The sequence below is a fragment of the Dialister histaminiformans genome (genome assembly GCF_900103425.1).
In the GTDB taxonomy this organism is placed as follows: domain Bacteria; phylum Bacillota; class Negativicutes; order Veillonellales; family Dialisteraceae; genus Allisonella; species Allisonella histaminiformans.
On the sequence record NZ_FMXA01000012.1, the window covers coordinates 36,404 to 55,156 of the forward strand.

At 47.0% G+C, this 18,753-nt stretch carries 19 protein-coding genes and 1 tRNA gene; 15 read left to right on the forward strand and 5 right to left on the reverse strand.

Features of this window, described 5'->3' with window-relative positions; translation table 11 throughout:
* The first annotated feature begins 126 nt into the window (after positions 1-126).
* From BLQ79_RS05355 to BLQ79_RS05385, 7 genes are all read left to right on the forward strand, one after another.
* Positions 127-1,566: a sodium:proton antiporter gene (locus tag BLQ79_RS05355; protein ID WP_234944936.1), complete on the forward strand. Its 1,440-nt coding sequence runs from the start codon at positions 127-129 to the stop codon at positions 1,564-1,566.
* 122 nt (positions 1,567-1,688) lie between these two features.
* Positions 1,689-2,105, forward strand: coding sequence for an MATE family efflux transporter (locus BLQ79_RS05360; RefSeq protein ID WP_091364579.1), 417 nt, complete (start codon positions 1,689-1,691; stop codon positions 2,103-2,105).
* Positions 2,066-3,016, forward strand: a complete 951-nt coding sequence (locus tag BLQ79_RS05365) for an MATE family efflux transporter (RefSeq protein ID WP_091364580.1) — start codon at positions 2,066-2,068, stop codon at positions 3,014-3,016. The genes BLQ79_RS05360 and BLQ79_RS05365 overlap by 40 nt, the downstream gene beginning before the upstream one ends.
* A 95-nt stretch (positions 3,017-3,111) precedes the next feature.
* Positions 3,112-3,681, forward strand: coding sequence for an NADPH-dependent F420 reductase (locus BLQ79_RS05370; protein ID WP_091364581.1), 570 nt, complete (start codon positions 3,112-3,114; stop codon positions 3,679-3,681).
* A 659-nt stretch (positions 3,682-4,340) separates the two neighbouring features.
* The gene (locus BLQ79_RS05375; protein ID WP_091364582.1) at positions 4,341-4,838 is read left to right on the forward strand and encodes an ECF transporter S component; all 498 of its coding nucleotides are present in this window, start codon (positions 4,341-4,343) and stop codon (positions 4,836-4,838) included.
* Between the two features lie 126 nt (positions 4,839-4,964).
* Positions 4,965-5,516 (forward strand): TIGR01440 family protein, encoded by a 552-nt coding sequence (locus BLQ79_RS05380; protein ID WP_091364583.1) that lies wholly within the window; start codon positions 4,965-4,967, stop codon positions 5,514-5,516.
* Between the two features lie 188 nt (positions 5,517-5,704).
* Positions 5,705-6,529, forward strand: a complete 825-nt coding sequence (locus tag BLQ79_RS05385) for a pyridoxamine kinase (RefSeq protein ID WP_091364584.1) — start codon at positions 5,705-5,707, stop codon at positions 6,527-6,529.
* Positions 6,530-6,625: 96 nt separating this feature from the next.
* Here the strand turns inward: BLQ79_RS05385 and BLQ79_RS05390 are convergent, their stop codons facing one another.
* The 3 genes from BLQ79_RS05390 to BLQ79_RS05400 all read right to left on the reverse strand — a co-directional run bounded on the left by BLQ79_RS05390 (position 6,626) and on the right by BLQ79_RS05400 (position 8,104).
* Positions 6,626-6,859: a hypothetical protein gene (locus BLQ79_RS05390; protein WP_091364585.1), complete on the reverse strand. Its 234-nt coding sequence runs from the start codon at positions 6,857-6,859 to the stop codon at positions 6,626-6,628.
* A gap of 350 nt (positions 6,860-7,209) precedes the next feature.
* Positions 7,210-7,830 (reverse strand): DUF2232 domain-containing protein, encoded by a 621-nt coding sequence (locus BLQ79_RS05395; RefSeq protein ID WP_091364586.1) that lies wholly within the window; start codon positions 7,828-7,830, stop codon positions 7,210-7,212.
* The gene (locus tag BLQ79_RS05400; RefSeq protein WP_091364587.1) at positions 7,823-8,104 is read right to left on the reverse strand and encodes a GIY-YIG nuclease family protein; all 282 of its coding nucleotides are present in this window, start codon (positions 8,102-8,104) and stop codon (positions 7,823-7,825) included. The genes BLQ79_RS05395 and BLQ79_RS05400 overlap by 8 nt, the downstream gene beginning before the upstream one ends.
* Before the next feature lie 306 nt (positions 8,105-8,410).
* Between BLQ79_RS05400 and BLQ79_RS05405 the strand changes: the two genes are divergently transcribed.
* The 4 genes from BLQ79_RS05405 (at position 8,411) to rplI (ending at position 14,191) form a co-directional block, all read left to right on the forward strand.
* On the forward strand, positions 8,411-10,390 hold the full coding sequence (locus BLQ79_RS05405) for a ribonuclease J (protein ID WP_407388656.1): 1,980 nt from the start codon (positions 8,411-8,413) through the stop codon (positions 10,388-10,390).
* 145 nt (positions 10,391-10,535) lie between these two features.
* On the forward strand, positions 10,536-11,516 hold the full coding sequence (locus tag BLQ79_RS05410) for a YybS family protein (protein WP_159427854.1): 981 nt from the start codon (positions 10,536-10,538) through the stop codon (positions 11,514-11,516).
* Between the two features lie 243 nt (positions 11,517-11,759).
* Positions 11,760-13,742: a DHH family phosphoesterase gene (locus BLQ79_RS05420; RefSeq protein ID WP_091364591.1), complete on the forward strand. Its 1,983-nt coding sequence runs from the start codon at positions 11,760-11,762 to the stop codon at positions 13,740-13,742.
* 2 nt (positions 13,743-13,744) lie between these two features.
* Positions 13,745-14,191: a 50S ribosomal protein L9 gene (gene rplI / locus BLQ79_RS05425; protein ID WP_091364592.1), complete on the forward strand. Its 447-nt coding sequence runs from the start codon at positions 13,745-13,747 to the stop codon at positions 14,189-14,191.
* Between the two features lie 252 nt (positions 14,192-14,443).
* Here rplI and BLQ79_RS05430 read toward each other — a convergent pair.
* Positions 14,444-14,527 (reverse strand) — tRNA-Leu (locus tag BLQ79_RS05430).
* Between the two features lie 183 nt (positions 14,528-14,710).
* Between BLQ79_RS05430 and BLQ79_RS05435 the strand changes: the two genes are divergently transcribed.
* Positions 14,711-15,079, forward strand: coding sequence for a desulfoferrodoxin family protein (locus BLQ79_RS05435; RefSeq protein ID WP_091364593.1), 369 nt, complete (start codon positions 14,711-14,713; stop codon positions 15,077-15,079).
* 603 nt (positions 15,080-15,682) lie between these two features.
* On the opposite strand, the gene ygiD is transcribed toward BLQ79_RS05435, so the two are convergent.
* Positions 15,683-16,456, reverse strand: a complete 774-nt coding sequence (gene ygiD, locus BLQ79_RS05440; RefSeq protein ID WP_091364595.1) for a 4,5-DOPA-extradiol-dioxygenase — start codon at positions 16,454-16,456, stop codon at positions 15,683-15,685.
* 345 nt (positions 16,457-16,801) lie between these two features.
* Between ygiD and BLQ79_RS05445 the strand changes: the two genes are divergently transcribed.
* The 3 genes from BLQ79_RS05445 to rd all read left to right on the forward strand — a co-directional run bounded on the left by BLQ79_RS05445 (position 16,802) and on the right by rd (position 18,619).
* Complete coding sequence (locus tag BLQ79_RS05445) at positions 16,802-17,974, forward strand: iron-containing alcohol dehydrogenase (RefSeq protein ID WP_091364598.1); 1,173 nt, start codon at positions 16,802-16,804, stop codon at positions 17,972-17,974.
* Positions 17,975-18,083: 109 nt separating this feature from the next.
* Positions 18,084-18,452 carry a desulfoferrodoxin family protein gene (locus BLQ79_RS05450; protein WP_091364600.1) on the forward strand — a complete coding sequence of 123 codons (369 nt, stop codon included), beginning with the start codon at positions 18,084-18,086 and terminating at the stop codon, positions 18,450-18,452.
* Positions 18,453-18,454: 2 nt separating this feature from the next.
* Positions 18,455-18,619 (forward strand): rubredoxin, encoded by a 165-nt coding sequence (gene rd, locus BLQ79_RS05455; protein WP_091364602.1) that lies wholly within the window; start codon positions 18,455-18,457, stop codon positions 18,617-18,619.
* Positions 18,620-18,753 lie beyond the last annotated feature (134 nt).

An 18,753-nucleotide genomic window follows, 5' to 3' on the forward strand; every position in this document is an offset into this window, starting at 1 on the left:
GACTGTATTTTTATGCTACAATATAAACCATTAAGAAAGTATTTATCCATCATAGTGACGAATGAGTGAACTCATCATGGATAAACGCGAAATTCATGAGTTGTGAAAAGAAAGGTGTGTGTACTAGTGAAAAGAATCGTAACCGCATTACTTTCTGCACTGACCCTGCTTATGGCCGGTGCACCGGCAGTATTTGCCAATGAAGGTGTGCATGAAGTGGTGGGACAGACACTTCCGGTGTGGAGTGTAATCCCTTTTGCAGGTATGCTGCTTTCTATTGCCATTGTTCCGCTGATTAAGCCGGAATGGTGGGCAAAGCACATGCTGGGTGTCGCTATTGCCTGGTCTGTGGTATTCCTGGTGCCTTTTGCGGTAGCCTATGGCATGGGAGAAGCTTTTTTCCGTCTGCTGGAATCCGTGCTTCTTGATTATGTTCCGTTTATTGTATTGCTTCTCGGCCTGTTTGTGGTGGCTGGAGGTATTGCCGTGAGAGGTACTCTGGCAGGCACTTCTAAAATGAACACCCTGCTTCTCTTTATCGGGACCTTCCTGGCAAGCTGGATTGGAACTACCGGAGCGGCCATGATTATGATCCGACCAATTATCCGGGCCAATGAATGGCGTAAGAATAAGGTGCATATCATCGTATTCTTCATCTTCCTGGTAGCCAACATGGGTGGCTGCCTTACTCCACTGGGCGATCCGCCGCTGTTTATGGGATTCCAGCGCGGGGTTCCTTTTGCCTGGACATTCCATATGCTGCCGATTCTTGTACTGAATCTGGTAATTCTCTTCACGGTATTCTACCTTATTGACCATCGCATGTATAAGAAGGAACTGGCTGCCGGCCGTTCTCCGGCCACAGGGGATGTAAAGGAACCTATCCGTATTGAAGGGGCACATAACCTGATTTACATCGGCCTTATCATTCTCGGGGTAGTATCCAACGGTCTGCTTCCGAAGATGTTCCCTGCCTTTGCTGACGGAGCCGGAATTCCGGTATATGATGAAATCGTATTCCCATTTGCCACCTTGGTGGAAATCGTTATCATTCTGGTTGCTGCCTTCCTGTCCATGAAGACAACCAGCCAGGCTATAAGAAAGGTTAATAACTTCTCCTTCGAACCGATTGAAGAAGTAGCCAAGCTGTTTATCGGTATCTTCGTAACCATGATTCCGGCATTGATTCTGCTGAAGGTTCACGGCGCTCAGCTGGGATTGTCCAAGCCATGGGAAATGTTCTGGGCAACGGGTATGCTCTCCTCCTTCCTGGACAATACACCGACCTATCTGGTATTCCTCCAGACAGCTGGTGCACTGGGTGAAGCAGTAGGTATTCATACTACGGTAGGTATTGTTTCCCAGGTTATGCTGGAAGCTATTTCCGCAGGTGCTGTATTTATGGGAGCTAACACCTATATCGGCAATGCACCGAACTTCATGGTTAAGTCCATCGCTGAACAGGATGGAATCAAGATGCCAAGCTTCTTTGGCTACATGGTATGGTCTAATGCCATTCTGATTCCTGTATTCATTATCGATACCCTGGTATTCTTCCTGGGATAAGATATGCTTAAAGAAACTGTGAGAAATGAGAAATCGTTTTTCACAGTTTCTTTTTATTTGTTTGAAAGCAGAAAGACAGGTTACAATGAATCAAAGATTTTCATCCAAAGAAAGGAGAGTCTATGGGAATAGAAATATCTTCTCATTTTTCATACAGGAAGCTGATGCGCTTCGTTTTCCCATCCATTGCCACTATGATATTTCTGTCAACATACAGTATCATTGATGGTTTCTTTGTTTCCAACTATGTAGGCGACAGGGCGTTTGCAGCGATTAATCTCATATTTCCTGCCCTTGGTATTTTTGGTTGTGTGGGGGCGGTCATTGGGGCCGGGGGCAGTGCGCTTATCGGTAAGCGGCTGGGGCAGCAGAGGATAGAGGAGGCTTGTTCCCTGTTTTCCTCGCTTTCTCTGGCTGGACTGGCCATAGGGTTTGTTCTGGCAGCCTGTGCCTGGTGCGTTATGCCCTGGATTGCATCCGGCATGGGAGCTGAGGGGGAATGCTCAGAGAAAGTGTTTTTTACGGGCGAATCCTGCTGATTTCATTTCCTATGCATCTGCTGCAGCGCATTTATCATTCCTTTACGGTGACGGCAGGAAAACCGCCGCTGGCATTCTGGACTAATGTAGCATCCGGTGTGATTAATCTGGCATTTGATTATCTGTTTATCGTATGCTTTGGCTGGGCTGTAGCCGGGGCTGCATGGGCTACTGTGCTTGCGGAATTTACCGGCGGATTGCTTCCGGTTCTTTATTTCATTCTTCACCGGGATGGGGTTCTTCATCTGGGATCTCCCCGGTTAAGACTGGAGGATTTCCTGAAGGTGTGCAGTAATGGGATTTCTCAGTTCCTTACCGGGGTGTCCATGTCTTTTCTGGCTATGGTTTACAACTATCAGCTTCTTCGCTTTGTGGGAGAAAAAGGGGTGGCAGCCTTCGGGGTCATCATGTATATTTCCTTTGTATTTGAATCGGCCTATCTAGGGTATGCCCAGGGGATTGCTCCGGTTATCAGTTATAACTACGGGGCTGACAATCGGAAAGAACTGGGGAATGTTTTCAGAAAGAGCCTTATGTTTTATGCTGTAACCGGTGCACTGGTCACCATAGGATCGCTTGTGTTTGCGTCACCGCTGGCCTGGCTGTTCACGGGATACAGCCAGGAACTCTATGCCCTTACACTACATGGTCTGCGTTTATATGCCCTGTCCTTTACCATCAGTGGTTTTCCCATCTTTGCAGCGTCCTTCTTTACTGCACTTAATAATGGTCCGGTGGCAGCGGAAATTTCCGTATGTCAGTCCATCCTTTTTGAATTGATTGCCGTGGTCATGCTTCCACTGATTCTGGGCGTTGATGGTATCTGGGTTTCCGTGGATGCAGCCAATGTGGCGGCTGTCATTCTCTCCGTATATTTCTGGAAGAGGTATCAGCCAAGATATGGATATTAAAAAAACACAATGTAACAATTGACATTACATGATACATCGAGTATATTAGATGTAACAAAATAAATTACATTATGTTTATATAAAAGGAGACTATTATGAATATCACAGTATTTGGCAAGGGAAACATGGGCAAGGCTATTGGCGCAAATTTTGAAAAGGCTGGTAATCAGGTAACTTATGCAGGCTGCGATTTCAATGATGTCCTGGGAGACATGGTTGTACTGGCTGTTCCTTATGGGGCCGTGGATGCCATCATCAGTGCACATGCAGAGGAATTGAAAGGAAAAATCGTTATTGATATTACCAATCCGGTAAACTTTGATACCTTTGATTCCCTGGTAGTACCGGCTGATTCTTCCGCAGCTCAGGAAATTCAGAAGAAACTTCCGGAAAGCGTTGTAGTCAAGGCATTTAATACTACCTTTGCAGCAACTCTTGCGTCCGGTCAGGTGGGGGGCAAGGAACCGACCGTGGTACTCATTGCTTCCGATGATGCAGAGGCTAAGCAGAAGGTAAAAGATGCTCTGGATGGAAGCCCGCTGTCCGTACTGGATGCCGGCGCACTGAAGAGAGCCAGAGAACTGGAAGCTATGGGATTCCTTCAGATTTCCATGGCTGCCCGTAAACAGTTCGGCTGGACCGGTGGATTTGCGGTAATAAAGTAAAAGCACCTTAGAAAATTGAGGTTAGAGTGGGGCAGATTGGTTCCGCTCATCCGCACAAGGATAAAAAGAAAACGAGACTTTCCGGAAACATGGAAGGTCTCGTTTTGTTATGCCTTGTATAAAGGTAAGAATGCGACCCGTTTCCCGTTCTGGAAGACCATAGCGGATATAGTGCACAATATGTAATCTCCCGCTTTAAAGCCGACTGGAAAGCCGTAAACTTTGTTTGCTGTCGGTGTGAATCTATGGAGATTCACAAGTTGGAAGAAATCCTATTGGATTCTCCAGGCTGTGCAAAACGAAATGTTTTGCAGGAATAATATGGTTCAGGTTCTCCACTGAACTTCGTACGCAGAGGCTCTGCAGCTGTATTGGGTGAGGCGGAGGGGCATTCTGTGTAAAAGGTACGCTGTAATTTTGAGTCAGGCCGGGATGCAGAGGTTGTTCTGGCGTGAAAAATCACTTACTGGGCTGTGTGTACAGAATACGCCCAGGAATGATTTTTCGCGCTGGAACAAGATATGCGCCCGGACCGACCAAAAATTTGGTATTATAAAAATTTTTCATTTTGGTTATTATCATATTACCAGAATGGCGTTATATTATAGATAAACCGATTATAAAGAAAATAAACTGCCTGTGGAAAGGAAGGATAGGGAATGCATATCAAATTTACACCGAAAGATATCTGCCTGATTGCTGTGCTGGCGGCTATTGTGTTTGTTATGACTGTGGTACCGCGGGTACCGATTCCTCTGGGATATGCTCACCTGGGAGATGCAGCTATTATGCTGGCTGCTTATTATGGGGGGAAGAAAAACGGAGCCCTGGCTTCGGCGCTGGGATCCGCTTTGTCTGACTTTATCGGAGGATATCCGATATGGATTATTCCGACATTGATTATCAAGTACATGATGGGCCGCTGCGCTGCGGTAGATGCGCCATTCTTTTCCTGGCGCACGGCGCTGGGATTCTTCCTCTCGGCTGTATGGCTTGTGGTTGGATATACACTGGCAGGAGCTGTTCTGTACGGCTCTCTGGAGGCAGGCCTTACCTCCACACCGGGCCTTATTGCAGAAGCCGTAGTGAATATGGCGGCGGCATTTGGTGTAGGAGCTCTTCTTGAAAAGGCGAATTTCAGGAAACTTATTAAATAAGGCTGTTTTTTCTGGAATGGTTAAATTTTGAACTTTTGGATGTATTGAAGTAAAATATATATAAGAAGTTTATTTTTATATCGTGGACTGGAAACAGTCCGGTACATAGAAGGAGAGGTTATCATTATGGATATTCAGGAATTGGCAAACCAGGCTGTGCGGTCTTTCAGAGAATTGATTGATGGTGCACATTTCCGCCCGGGCAGCCTGATTGTCATTGGCGGTTCTTCCAGTGAAATTCATGGCGGACGCATTGGTAAGGATAGCCAGAATGATATTGGCAGAGAAGTAGTTAAGGCGCTGATGAAGGTAGCAGAAACAGAAAACCTGGAACTGGCATTCCAGTGCTGCGAACACCTGAACCGCGCTCTGGTCGTAGAAAGAGCAACCATGGAACGCCGTCATTTACAGGAAGTAACGGTAGTTCCGTGGCTTCATGCCGGTGGTGCTTTCTCCACGAACGCTTATTATCACATGGAAGATCCGGTAGTAGTAGAAGAAGTGGAAGCTGATGGCGGCCTGGATATTGGTCTGACCATGATTGGCATGCACCTCAAGAGGGTGGCTGTTCCGGTTCATCTGACCAACAATCATGTAGGTCATGCACTGGTTATCGGTGCTAAGACCAGACCACCGCTGATTGGCGGAGTACGTGCTCACTACACCAGAGAAAGATAAGGACAGATACTGAAAAGTAAACACTTCTTTCAGAGGATGGGACGAAACGACATATGGTTTTATCCCATCCTCTTTGGGTTGTATGGCCGGTTTGTCAGGTGACAGAGGAAAACATACAGCCACATACTATGGGTATGCGTTGGTTTCACACAGAAAACGATTCATGCCGGTTGTTCAGGAGCAGTTTTATGAAAAGACAGAGACGAGCGGCACTGGTAAATGATATTACCGGATTTGGCCGCTGTTCCATAACGGTGGAATTACCCATTGTTTCCGCATTGAAGGTGGAAGCCTGCCCGTTTCCTACGGCACTTCTTTCTGTGCATACCGCCTTTCCTAATCCTTTTATCCGGGATGAGACATCCATCATGCGGCCTTATATGGAGAACTGGAAGGAACACGGGGTGGAATTTGAAGGGATTTCTACGGGATTTCTTGGGTCAGAGGCACAGGTGGACATTGTGTCAGACTTTATTCACCTGTTTAAAAAGAAGGATACTCTCGTTATTGTAGATCCGGTTATGGGAGACTGGGGGAAACTTTACGCATCGTATTCGCCGGCACTTTCTGAAAAGATGAAGCAGCTGCTGCCTTTAGCCGATGTGATTACGCCTAATCTGACCGAGGCATCCCGTCTGCTGGGTATTCCCTATCCGGGAAATCGGGACCTGACTGACCAGGAACTGGAAGAAATTGCCAGAGCTCTTTCAGAAAAGGGGCCGTCTCAGGTAGTGATTACCGGAATTTCCAGGAAAGAGAATGTTGGAAATTATGTGTTTGAGCGAGGCAGGCCATCAGCATATATCGGAAGCCGCCGAGTAGGTGGAGAACGAAGCGGTACAGGGGACGTATTTACAGGCATCCTTACCGGATGTCTTGTCCGCGGTGACGCCCTCATACCGACGGTACGGAAGGCAGCTGATTTTATTTCCCGTGCATTGGCCTACACGGCAGAACAGGATATACCACCGGCCTGCGGTATTGCCTTTGAACAGTTTCTTACCGAACTCTGATTTTCTTTATACAGTAAATAAAATATCCGGAAGGATGACGATGTAATTCTGTCATCCTTCCGGATATTTTTGTGCGTAATAACCCATGTACGAATATCAGGTGAGCGTCCACGGAGTGTTTCTTTCTTCCCTGATTTTTCGGAGCTGAGTCATTAATTTAGCACAGTCTTCTTTGCAGCCGTGTTTGACGAACCAGGAAAACTCACGGATTAATTCCCATTCATCGTCGTAAGCACGGAGCTGATGCTGTTTGCGCACGCCCTGTAATTTTTTCGGACGGCCGGCACCCGGACGGGCACCTCCGCGGTTGTTTTTCTTTATACTGCTCATACTACTACCTCTGGACATTTTACCTGAAACTGGCTGGAAGTCATATTCTCTGCCGGGAGCGGAAAATACCTCATTTCCATTGAATCTTGCCTTACAGGGACTGTCAATAAGGTTTAACATTTTGCAAAACAACAGCTAAATAATTCATTCACGCCCTGTTAAGCATATGCTTTAATAAAAAACCAAAGCATTTAGTACGTATAATACCATAAACTTACCGGTTTGTCATTAAAAAATGGGGTTCTTTGTGTAAAAAATCTCCCATTAGAAAAATAGAAGAAAATTAAAAAGAGCTGTGAAAAGATAAGAAGTTATTCTTTCACAGCCCCATGTTGAGGGAAAATAAAAAATCAGTGCCGGGCTTTACGCATCCGGCGATAGAGTTCAGAAAACAATTCTTCTGCCAGATAGGCATAGCAGAAAGCATCGATAATAAATATTACAGCCAGCATGGCGGCTCCGGCAGTGGAAAACATGGCGCGTTCCGGATTCGGGTCATATCCAAGTACAGAGGAGAGCGGGCGCCAGATCCACTGCATAAAGGTGATGAGACGTGTCAGTACGGAAGACAGGGCATCGGAAATACCCAGTACATAAATGGAAAATACAATTTTGTACGTCATTTCCACCACATAAGCCAGTGCGGTGAGGGCAATGACCTTATGGGAAGCCCACTGTTTTCTCGTGCCATAGCCAAGGGCCAGCCCCAGAGCGCCGGCATAGACAGCGGTGGTCAGCCCGATTTCCGGACCACCCAGGATAGTGACCACCAGGATGACGGCCAGGGAGGATCCGAGGCCCCATTTCATGCCATGTTGGGCAGTGATGATTGCCAGTGGAGCAGGAGCAGCAATCATGGTAATGAAAACAAGGAAAGGAAGTATAAGTTTAAGCAGCACCAGAATGGAAGCAATCGCCACGGCGGCTGCCGCTTCGGTGAGATATTGTGTGCGTTTAACAGTTTTATTCATGGGTAGTGTGTAACCTCGTAAAAGAAGTGACCATGTCTTCTTTTTCTTTCTTGCTCAGATGTTTGATTCGAACTTCCAGACTGCGTGCGTCATGTTCCGATGAAAATTTCTGGTACCACACCAGACACACCGGAAGGCGGGAACGGGTGTAACGGGCACCTTTTCCCCGGTTATGCACAGATACACGGTGCGAGAGGTCTGTAGTGAATCCCGTATACAATGAATTGTCAGAGCATCTCACCATATAGGTATAATAGCTTTTTTCTTCTGTCATTACAGGACCTCCTTGCTGTTTATCTACTATAGCATAAGACGGGGATGAGCGTCAGTCAGATTTATGAGATTTGAAGAGGATGATTGGGAAATCGTTTTCATCCTGGTGGAAATGGGACAATGGGGAGGGGAGTATGGGAATGGAAATTTACCGGCAGTATACTATATTATCTGCAGTTTATGATATAATAAAGCGACGACATTTGAACGGATTTGTAATTTATATAAGACAGATAAAGGATAAAGCCAGATGCGGTCGTTTAACGGGCTTTATTTCTTTTTGTCATGTAACCTGATTAAGGAGGTTATTTTGGTTAAAGAAAAAACCAGTCATACAGCAGCGGAAGCTAAAGAGGCACAGCCGGCTGCGAAGACATCAAAGACTGTAAAGACAGCAAAGACAACAGAAACTAAGAGAAGGACATCCCGCAAAGGGACCGGCTCATCCGGACGGGCAGCAGGAAGCCGCCGCGGCAGCACAAGAAAGCCTGCTCAGGGAAAGACCCAGAGACGGACAGCTAAACCGCATGCACATCAGAATCATAAGGAAGAAGCGGTGGTAGAAAACGCGGTTGTAACCGCAGGCAAGGAAGCGGAAACCAGACAGCCCCGTACAAGAGGCAGAAAGTCCTCCCGCCCGAAGCTGAGAATTATTCCTCTGGGAGGTCTTGGGGAAATCGGTAAGAACATGACCGTTTTTGAATATGGCGATGAAATCGTCGTACTCGATGCCGGACTGGCATTCCCGGAAGAAGATCTGCTGGGCATTGATATTGTTATTCCGGACTTCACCTATCTGATTGAAAATAAAGAAAAGGTTAAGGCCATTGTCATCACCCATGGCCACGAAGACCATATCGGGTCTTTGTCTTACCTGCTCAGAGAAGTCAATGCGCCGGTATATGCCACTAAACTGACCATCGGTCTGATTGAAGGTAAGCTGGAAGAAGCCCACATCAAGGGCGACCTGAACGTAGTACACCCAGGGGATGAATTCCGTATTGGGGCATTCAAGATTGGATTCTTCCATGTATGCCATTCCATTCCAGGGGCCTGCGGCATTTATTTCCGCACACCGGTAGGAACGGTAGTACATACCGGGGACTTCAAGTTCGATAACAATCCGGTGGATGGCGAACCGATGGATATCTACAAGATTGCTGAACTGGGGCATAAGGGTGTACTGGCTCTTCTGGCAGACTCCACCAATGCTACCCGGCCTGGTTCCACACCGTCTGAATCGGTTATCGTGGACTCTCTGCATGAGCAGGTAGCCAAAGCCAGAGGCCGTATTATTCTGGCAACCTTTGCATCCAATGTTTCCCGTATTCAGATGGCTATGGATGCCGCCATGGCATTTGACCGGAAAGTCTGTGTATTTGGACGCTCCATGGTCAACGTTGTTAAGATTGCCAGAGAACTGGGATATCTCAAGGTGCCGGATTCTCTGCTTATTGACCCGGAAGAGCTTTCCCGGTACAGTGATAACCGCCTGATGATTCTCACTACAGGGAGTCAGGGCGAACCGATGGCGGGCCTGTCCCGTATGGCGACCGGAAGCCACCGTCAGGTACAGATTCATGCCGGGGATACGGTTATCATTTCCGCATCTCCGATTCCGGGCAATGAAATCGGCGTAGGCAGAACCATTGATGCACTCATGAAACTGGGAGCGCATGTGGTTTCCAGTGAAAATGCAAAAGTACACGTATCCGGACACGGGGCAAGGGAAGACCTGAAGGCTATGCTGGCCCTGGTTAAGCCGAAATTCTTTATTCCGGTTCACGGGGAATACCGTATGCTCTGCAGCCATAAGGAACTGGCTATTGGACTGGGGATTCCTAAAGACCATGTCTTTGTCGGAGAAAACGGATCCGTATTTGAACTGACAAACCGCAGTTGCCATGAAGCAGGCAAGGTTACTGCCGGACCGGTATATGTAGATGGTCTGGGAGTAGGCGATGTAGGGAATATTGTTATTCGCGACCGCCAGCAGCTGTCCAATGATGGTGTGGTCATCGTAGTCATTGCACTGGAAAAGAATAGCAATCAGGTGGCAGCCGGCCCGGATATTGTGTCCCGCGGTTTCGTTTATGTACGGGACAGCGAAGATATGATGAGCGGAGCCACTGACCGGGTGGAAATGCTTCTTGACCGCATGGCATCCGAAGGGGTAACCGAATGGTCTCAGATTAAGACACAGATTCGCGATACTCTGGGACGTTACTTCTATGAAAAGACCAAGCGCCGTCCGATGATTCTTCCGATTATTCAGGAAGTACGCTGACAGGCGAAATAAATAACTGAAACAGGGCCGTGATAAACGTGAAGTCGTTTTCATGGCTCTTTTTTACAGGAGGCAGGGGGAAAGCGGTTTTCCGTCTGCAGACGGAACGATTTTCACTGCCCATGAGTACGGAGGAAGATTGCGTATGTCCCTTTTATTTAGTAATCGTCAGAGCCGGGCAGGGACTCTGGTGACCGCATCTATGTGCACAGCGATTGCTGTGGTATTCTCTGTCATAGGATTGTATATTCCTGTCTTTTCCACCCTTGTGTTCCTCATTGTGCCTATTCCTATTGCCTATATGTGCCTTATGGGGAATATGAAATGGGGGGTGGCTGTATGTGTGGCAGTACTCCTTCTGGACAGTCTTCTTTTTGGGGTCATGTCAGGAGCCTTTGCTTCCTCAGTATTCTGTCTGTTGGGGCTTACGCTGGGATATGGATACAGAAAAAAGTATTCTGCAGCTACCATCTTGGCGCTGGGCACGCTGGTATCTGCCGCTGTCTTTGGCGCACAGGCATTCTTTGCCTCTGCCTTCATGGGATTGGATCCTTCCCTGTTTGCAGGGAAGGTCACTCCGGATATGCAGCAGCAGATGGATTCCATGCTTTCCGCCGTATACAGCGGAAAAGAACTGGAAGCTGCCCGGGCGCAGTCCGGCCCTATGCTGGAAATGGTGATACGGGCGATTCCATTCTCTCTGTTTCTGGTATCTCTTTTTGAGGCCTGGGCTCCCATGCTTCTTTGCCGGATTATTTTTCGCCGGCTGGGCATTTATGATATTCCTTACTTTCAGCCATTCAGAGAATGGCAGATTCCTGTGGCTGTCATTTACATCTACATCGGGGTAGTGGTACTTAAACTGGCCCTTCAGGGACTGGGCATTACCTCTGTCATGTGGGATACTATGACACTCAATGTATCCCTGGTCTGCATGTGGATGCTCTGGCTTCAGGGGATATCCTTCCTCTGGTGGTGCCGGGAATACAAACCCAAATGGGGATCCTGGCGCTGGCCGGTACTTATAGCCAGCTTCCTGATTCCACTGGTCAACTATGCAGTGGCTGGTCTGGGGGCATGGGACATGCTCACCGGATACAGAAAAAATACAGAACAAGGTCAATAATGAAAATGAACATCCCGGAGAGATATGTATATACCTCTTCCGGGATGTTCGCGTATTCTGAACAGGGTTTATGCACCACTTTTTATTATTTTTCAGGGATTATAGAACATATATCCACAAAAGCAGAGCTTCTTTTTTCGTTTCCTTCCCACATTGTGTATAATAGGGATAACGGCTATTATGAGCCGGGAAGAGACATACGACGTGGAAAGCAGGAAATTTCTGCGTATCAGGGAGGTACGTATGCTTAGCGAGATATGGATATACAAGAAAAATGAAAAGATATTTATTGTTACGTTGTTTCTCCTGCTCGTAGTTATTGGTTGTCTGAACTGGATGCTCGGACTGCTTACAGCTATAGTTATCATTGGTTTTGTTATCGTTATCGAAAAAAATGATTACAAGCAGGAACGTATTCTTCTCAATTATCTTGACGAGTTGTCGGCTGGCGTAGAGGCAGGGACAATTTACGCAGTAAAGAATCTGCCGCTTGGCATCTCACTTATGGATGAGAAACGTCAGTTTGTATGGGCCAATGGAGTTTTCCGCTCCTGGCTTAAAGCGGATATTGAAGAAGATAATCTGTTTAAAGATGTATTCTCAGGCGTGCGCATCAGCAAAATCTGGGGGAAGACCGGATGGTTTGATTACAGTCTGGATGAAGAATATTATCGTGTGTTTTACAAGTTTATTCCGCCATCGAAAGAAAACGGGGCGGCATTCATGGCCTTTTATCTGGTAAACCGGACAGCCATGCAGCAGCAGATACAGGCATGCAAAGAAGCCATGCCGGTATTCGGACTTATCCGGGTAGATAATGTGGCAGAAGCTACCCAGAATATGACCGATGTGGAAAAATCCAATATTCTGTCAGAGGTGGATGAAGTTATCCTCTCGGAATTTATTTCCCGGGACGCATTTATTAAGCGATACAGCTCGACGGAATTTGTCATCTGCATGTCCAGAAAAGCATTGGAGGACTGCATGAACGACAATTTTAACATACTGGATAAGGTGCGCGATATTCATACAGTAAACCGTATTCCAGTAACCATTTCCATTGGTATTGTAAAGTGCGAAGGTACATTTGCCAAACAGTTTGAACTGGCGCAGACGGCGCTGGATCTGGCACTGGGGCGTGGCGGTGACCAGGCGATTGTCCGTATGGATAAGGATGTAAAGGCCTTTGGAGGCCGCTCTTCCACATCCGTAAGCTCTACCCGTGTCCGCGTCCGTGTAGTGGCTCAGGCACTCAGGGAAATCATCCAGGAATCCGACCGGGTATTCGTCATGGGGCACGGGCATGAGGACTATGATGCCATTGGTGCAGCCGTAGGGGTGACACATCTGGCCAAGGCGTCCGGGAAACCGGTAAATATCGTCCTTTCAGCCTATGAAGACACATCCCATAAGATGATTAATGCGCTGGATGCAGATAAGGAAATGGGTCCAATGCTGATGACGGAAAAGACAGCTCTGAATATCATCACGGACAAGAGCGTTCTCTTCATCGTGGATACCCATGTACCGCAGGTTGTTGCAGCACCAGAACTGCTCCGTGCAGCCAAGAAGAGAGTGGTTATTGACCATCATCGCAGAAATGCATCGATTATTTCTCCGACCCTGCTTACGTATATGGAACCATCGGCCTCATCGGCATCTGAACTGGTGAGTGAGCTCATTCAGTACTATGGTGGAGATAGGGATCTGACTACGCTGGAGGCTTCCTGCCTCTATGCAGGGCTAGTTGTTGATACAAAGAATTTCTCTGTGCAGACCAGTGTACGTACATTTGATGCGGCCAGCTTCCTCAGACGAAGTGGTGCGGATGCAAAACTTGTACGCGCCTTGTTTGCAGTTAATGTAGAAACTGTTAGAATTAAGTCAGAGATTATGGCACATCTCAAAACGGTGGATGGGTACATGGTCTTTGCCGAATGCCCGGCAGGTACTGAGCAGGCGCAGATCGTTGCCGGACAGGTAGCTGACTATCTGGTTACAGTGGAAGGAATCCATGCAAGTTTTCTCTTCTATCATGTTGAGGAAGGGGTTACCAGTATTTCGGCACGAAGCGATGGAACGGTTAATGTACAGGTGGTTATGGAAGCTCTCGGCGGCGGTGGACATCTCACGGTATCCGGAGCACAGATCAGCGGTGACATGACCATAGAAGCGGCTACTCAGAAGATAGTGGAGGAAGTCCGCAAACAAATTAAGGAGGCATAATTATGAAAGTAGTACTTTTACAGGATGTAAAGAAACTGGGTAAGCGCGGTGACGTTATCGAAGTATCTTCCGGCTATGGCCGCAATGTACTGATTCGTCAGGGACTGGCTGTGGAAGGAACCAAGGCTAATCTCAATACAGCACATCAGCGCCAGGAATCCAAAGAATTCAAGTCCCAGGTAGCAGCCGATGAAGCAGAAATCATGGCTTCTCAGCTTAAGAAGGTTAAACTGGTTATCAAAGTGCAGACAGGGGAAGACGGAAGAGTATTCGGCAGCGTTACCGCCCGTGATATTTCTGAAGCCCTTAAACAGCAGTACAAGTTCGACTTCGATAAGAAGAAGATTATGCTGGATCAGCCAATCAAGGCTGTGGGTGAATATGATGTAGACCTCTGGGTACACCCGAAGGTTAAAGGCACCATTCACGTATCTGTAGTAGCTGAATAAACCGGCGAAAGCAGACTGGCAACCAATGTCGGAAAGCGTATACCTTTATGATTTACGCTGTGGTTATATAGAATAAAGAAGGAGCCAGGGATTTCCCTGACTCCTTTTTGCATGCAGAAAAGGCGGATATGAGAGTTGAGTATGCGGAATCTGAGACGATAGGCAGACAGTAAAGCGTTAAGTTGGCAAAGGCAGCGTACAGAGGAAAAAATAAAAAGGAGAAGAAGGCCATCCTTCTTCTCCTGATCGATCTGGTGCGAGCGGAGGGACTCGAACCCTCATGCACGAGGCGTCAGATCCTAAATCTGGTGCGTATACCAGTTTCGCCACGCTCGCATATACTTGTTAATTATAGACAATGACAGAAGAAAACGTCAAGACAGATTTCGGATATAAGGAGTATAAAGAGGTAGCTTTATTTGTGGACTTACTTTGTCTATTTTAATTGTTATGGCCATTTGATATAATGAAAAGCAAGGGGACTTCCCTTCCTTTACATTTTCAGAAGGAGTGACTCATATGGAATTCTATCGTTCTAACAAAAATGACCGTATCAGCGTATTTGTAAGCACTCTCGGCCGTCCGGCAGGAGAAGGTGCAGATGAAGTATTAACTGCCAACACGGTGGATGCAGCCAGAGAAAAGCATGTTCCGTTAGTAGAAAGAAGCGGAAATGACGTGGTTGTCACTGTAGGTGAAGTAATCCATCCTATGACAGAAGCACACTATATTATGTGGATTGCCCTGGAAACCAGCGAAGGCTTCCATGTAAAGCACCTGGCACCTGGTGAAGTACCAACCGCAATCTTTGCCCTCACAGATGGCGAAGAACCAGTAGCTGCATATGAATACTGCAACCTCCACGGACTCTGGAAGAAAGAAATCTGAGAGATTTCCTTTCAGACAATAGATGAGCAGAGCTCATAGACTGCTGCAGGATGCAGGTGGTCAGACACGGAAATCAGAAAGGTTTTCGTCAGACAGAAGACCGGAACCCTTGCGGGCTCCTATCTGGCGAAACCAAAGGATATGACAAAACGGCTTCCCATATTTTATGGGAAGCCGTTTTGTCATGCTTTTATAGAAATTTATACTATCCCTCTGATATGGGGTACAATTAGCCAACGAGTATATCCTGGAAGGCTGCAAAGCCCTGGGCGGCCAGACAATCAGACATCAGACCGGGAACCGTAATATTGACAGCCCGGTCTTTGCCGGATGTCGGTGGAAAGTAGAATGCGGTATGTTAGTATGAAGGAAAGTGTAAGGATGTACCCTGTTCTTTTTTATAAAAACTTTCCGAATTCCCGCTCAAAGTTCAATTCTCATCTCTCCCATCCGTCCTTTAGCTATTCGCAGAATCCACCCTTGCCATTACAGAGGAATTGTACTGCCCCGAGAATCCCTGCGGGATACTTGCCATCCCGGAGCGAAGTTCTGCCGTCCCGAGAGTTGTCTTGCCACTCTTTTGGTCCATGAGCCTTCGGCTCATCATTCTTCCATTCCGAAAATATAGCCGGTCATGGACATGGAGCCAAGGTTACGGATGTTATTGTATACCATAGGCGTTTCTCCTTCAGAGGCGCCAAGGGCGTACAGCAGAGGGAGGAAGTGGTCTTTGGTGGGCACTGCATAATCTGCATCTTTATGTGTGTCATAATGAATGACTGCCTCATCATTGCGGGCCAGTACAGCCTCCTTGATGAATTCATCAAACGCATCGGCAGCGGGAGTTCCTCTTGGGTTATCAAACTCTACGGCCCGGAGGTTGTGGACAACATTGCCGCTGGCAAAAATCAGGTAGCCTTTTTCACGGAGAGGAGCCAGCTCTTTGCCCAGATTATAGCATTCTTCTTCGGTGAGACGGCGGTTTACAGAAAGCTGCACCACCGGAATATCCGCTTTCGGGAACATGTGTACCAATACGGTCCATGTGCCGTGATCAATACCCCAGGTGTCATTTATGGAAACTTTATCGCCCAGCAGATTCAGCACGTCCATGGTAAGGTCACGGTTTCCGCTTACCGGATACTGCACTTCATACAGTTCATCCGGGAACCCGTACATGTCGTAAATCTGGCGGGGTTTTTCTGCACTCTGTATATATGTGCCGTCGGCATACCAGTGGGCACATATACTTAAGATGGCCTTTGGCTTTCCAAATCGGGAAATGACTTCTTGGCCGATATGGTTGAATGCAGCGGTAAGATCGTTATGAGCCAGGGCAATCATCGGACTGCCATGGCCGGAAAATATAACAGGCATTTTTTTTCATGGTGTGTACCTTCCTGCAAAATGTAACGAATTATATAACAAGTTTACCATAAAGTGGTCACAGGGAACAGGGGCTATGATGGGAGGTACTGAGGGGCATAATGAGAATAATTTTATATCTTATAAGGTTGGATTTATTTTATTCACAATATTCGAAACACTACTAAAATATTAAAAGTATTTCGAATATAATAGATATACATTGTGGCGTACACATGATATAATAAGAACATGAAATGAGGACTACTTTTTCATTGTTAACCGGAAATAAGTTGCTCTTCCTTTTTATCAGGTAATTATAGAATTATCTTTTGTTATTTACTGGAGGTAAATACCATGGAATTTCGTTTTACATTGCCAAGAGACATCTATGTGGGGCATGGTGCAATTAAGAACCTGGCTCATTTTAAAGGATGCAAACGCGCATTTGTAACCACCGGTGGTCATTCTATGCGCCGCGGCGGTTTCCTGCAGAAGGTTGAACAGGTATTGAAGGACAATGGAATGGAAGTTAAGATTCTGGAAGGCATTCAGCCGGATCCGTCCGTTGAAAGTGTATATGAAGGCGCAGCCATGATGCGCGAATTCAATCCGGACCTTATCGTTTCTATCGGCGGTGGTTCCCCTATCGATGCGACTAAAGCTATGTGGATTTTCTACGAACATCCGGAACTTAAGTTTGAAGATGTGCTGGAACCATTCTCTATTCCGGCTCTCCGCACAAAGGCAAGATTTGTCGCTATTTCTTCCACCAGCGGCACCGCAACGGAAGTTACTTCCTTCTCTGTAATCACCGATTACTCCAAGGGGATTAAATATCCTCTGGCTGACTTCAATATTACTCCGGATATGGCTATTCTGGATCTGGATATTCCGCAGACCATGCCGCCAAAGCTGGTAGCACATACCGGCATGGATGCACTGACCCACGCCACCGAAGCGTATGTTTCCAAGTTCCATAACGGCTTTACCGATCCGCTGGCTAAGCAGGCAGTTTCCGATATTTTCGATTCTCTGGTAGCTTCTTTTGAAGGGGACAGTGCAGCCCGCGATCAGATGCACATTTCCCAGTGCCTGGCAGGTATGGCATTTTCCAATGCTCTTCTGGGGATCACTCATTCCCTGGCACATAAGATTGGTGCAATTTTCCACATTCCGCATGGATGTGCCAATGCCATTCTCATGCCATATGTAATTCAGTTCAACAAGAAGGCCGCTCTGTCCCGTTATGCGGATCTGGCACGGGTAGCCGGACTTCCGGGAAGAACCGATGCACAGCTGGTTATTTCCTATGAAAAGGCGATTGGTGAACTCAATGAAGCTATGAATATTCCGCACTCCATTAAGGACTATGGAGTAACTGAAGAACTGTACAAAGAACACAGAGACAGCATTGCCCACAATGCCGTCCTCGATGCCTGCACACCGGAAAATCCGCGCGAAGTAGATGATGAGCTCATGGGCCGGATTCTCGACTGCGCATACTATGGAAAACCAGTAACATTCTGATAATTGCCAGTTCATTTAGTGAGTGTTCGAGATAATTTGTTACCTCGAATCTATCTGACTTCTGACCGTCTGTCAGCCGGGCGGTTTTGTTAGAAAGGAGGAATGCTAATTGCGTTTCTTTCGTTGTAATCATCATGCAGTGATTCAGGCCTGCATAAGTACCTCCGGGAAAGCTCCGTCGGATACACCTAAAGAGGAACTTATCGCCAATACGGTGGATGCAGCCAGAGAAAAGCACGTTCCTGTAATTGCACGGGAAGGGAATACCGTTACTGTTACCGTGGGCAGTGTTCTGCACCCCATGACAGAAGAGCATTACATTCCATTTATTGCTCTGGAAACGGCGCAGGGGCTGCAGGTTAAGAACCTTAAACCGGGAATGAAACCCGTGGCGGTATTTGCTCTGGCGAACGGAGATGAACCGGTAGCAGCGTATGAATACTGCAATCTTCATGGACTATGGAAAGCGGAGGTGTAAGTATGAAAAAATACAGATGTAAAGTTTGCGGCTGGATTTATGATGAAGCCAAAGGAGATCCGGACAATGGTATTGCACCGGGGACCCGGTTTGAAGACCTGCCGGCTGAATTTATCTGCCCGCTCTGCGGAGCACCGAAAGAGGAATTTGAAGTCGTAGAAGACTGATAAGGGCCGATAGGTAATCACATAGCATATAAAAACACTGTGAAAGGACTCACTGGGTTCTTTCACAGTGTTTTTATATGAAAAAGAGAAGGCAGAGGATTGCGTCGTGGGGGTCGAAGAGGTGGTCTGCATCC

Coding starts and splice junctions, on each gene's coding strand:
- BLQ79_RS05375 (WP_091364582.1), top strand. CDS start 4,341: ATGCATATCAAATTTACACCGAAAGATATCTGCCTGATTGCTGTGCTG.
- rd (WP_091364602.1), top strand. CDS start 18,455: ATGAAAAAATACAGATGTAAAGTTTGCGGCTGGATTTATGATGAAGCC.
- BLQ79_RS05380 (WP_091364583.1), top strand. CDS start 4,965: ATGGATATTCAGGAATTGGCAAACCAGGCTGTGCGGTCTTTCAGAGAA.
- BLQ79_RS05445 (WP_091364598.1), top strand. CDS start 16,802: ATGGAATTTCGTTTTACATTGCCAAGAGACATCTATGTGGGGCATGGT.
- BLQ79_RS05435 (WP_091364593.1), top strand. CDS start 14,711: ATGGAATTCTATCGTTCTAACAAAAATGACCGTATCAGCGTATTTGTA.
- BLQ79_RS05385 (WP_091364584.1), top strand. CDS start 5,705: ATGAAAAGACAGAGACGAGCGGCACTGGTAAATGATATTACCGGATTT.
- rplI (WP_091364592.1), top strand. CDS start 13,745: ATGAAAGTAGTACTTTTACAGGATGTAAAGAAACTGGGTAAGCGCGGT.
- BLQ79_RS05390 (WP_091364585.1), bottom strand. CDS start 6,859: ATGAGCAGTATAAAGAAAAACAACCGCGGAGGTGCCCGTCCGGGTGCC.
- BLQ79_RS05365 (WP_091364580.1), top strand. CDS start 2,066: ATGCTCAGAGAAAGTGTTTTTTACGGGCGAATCCTGCTGATTTCATTT.
- BLQ79_RS05370 (WP_091364581.1), top strand. CDS start 3,112: ATGAATATCACAGTATTTGGCAAGGGAAACATGGGCAAGGCTATTGGC.
- BLQ79_RS05360 (WP_091364579.1), top strand. CDS start 1,689: ATGGGAATAGAAATATCTTCTCATTTTTCATACAGGAAGCTGATGCGC.
- ygiD (WP_091364595.1), bottom strand. CDS start 16,456: ATGCCTGTTATATTTTCCGGCCATGGCAGTCCGATGATTGCCCTGGCT.
- BLQ79_RS05395 (WP_091364586.1), bottom strand. CDS start 7,830: ATGAATAAAACTGTTAAACGCACACAATATCTCACCGAAGCGGCAGCC.
- BLQ79_RS05420 (WP_091364591.1), top strand. CDS start 11,760: ATGCTTAGCGAGATATGGATATACAAGAAAAATGAAAAGATATTTATT.
- BLQ79_RS05400 (WP_091364587.1), bottom strand. CDS start 8,104: ATGACAGAAGAAAAAAGCTATTATACCTATATGGTGAGATGCTCTGAC.
- BLQ79_RS05410 (WP_159427854.1), top strand. CDS start 10,536: ATGTCCCTTTTATTTAGTAATCGTCAGAGCCGGGCAGGGACTCTGGTG.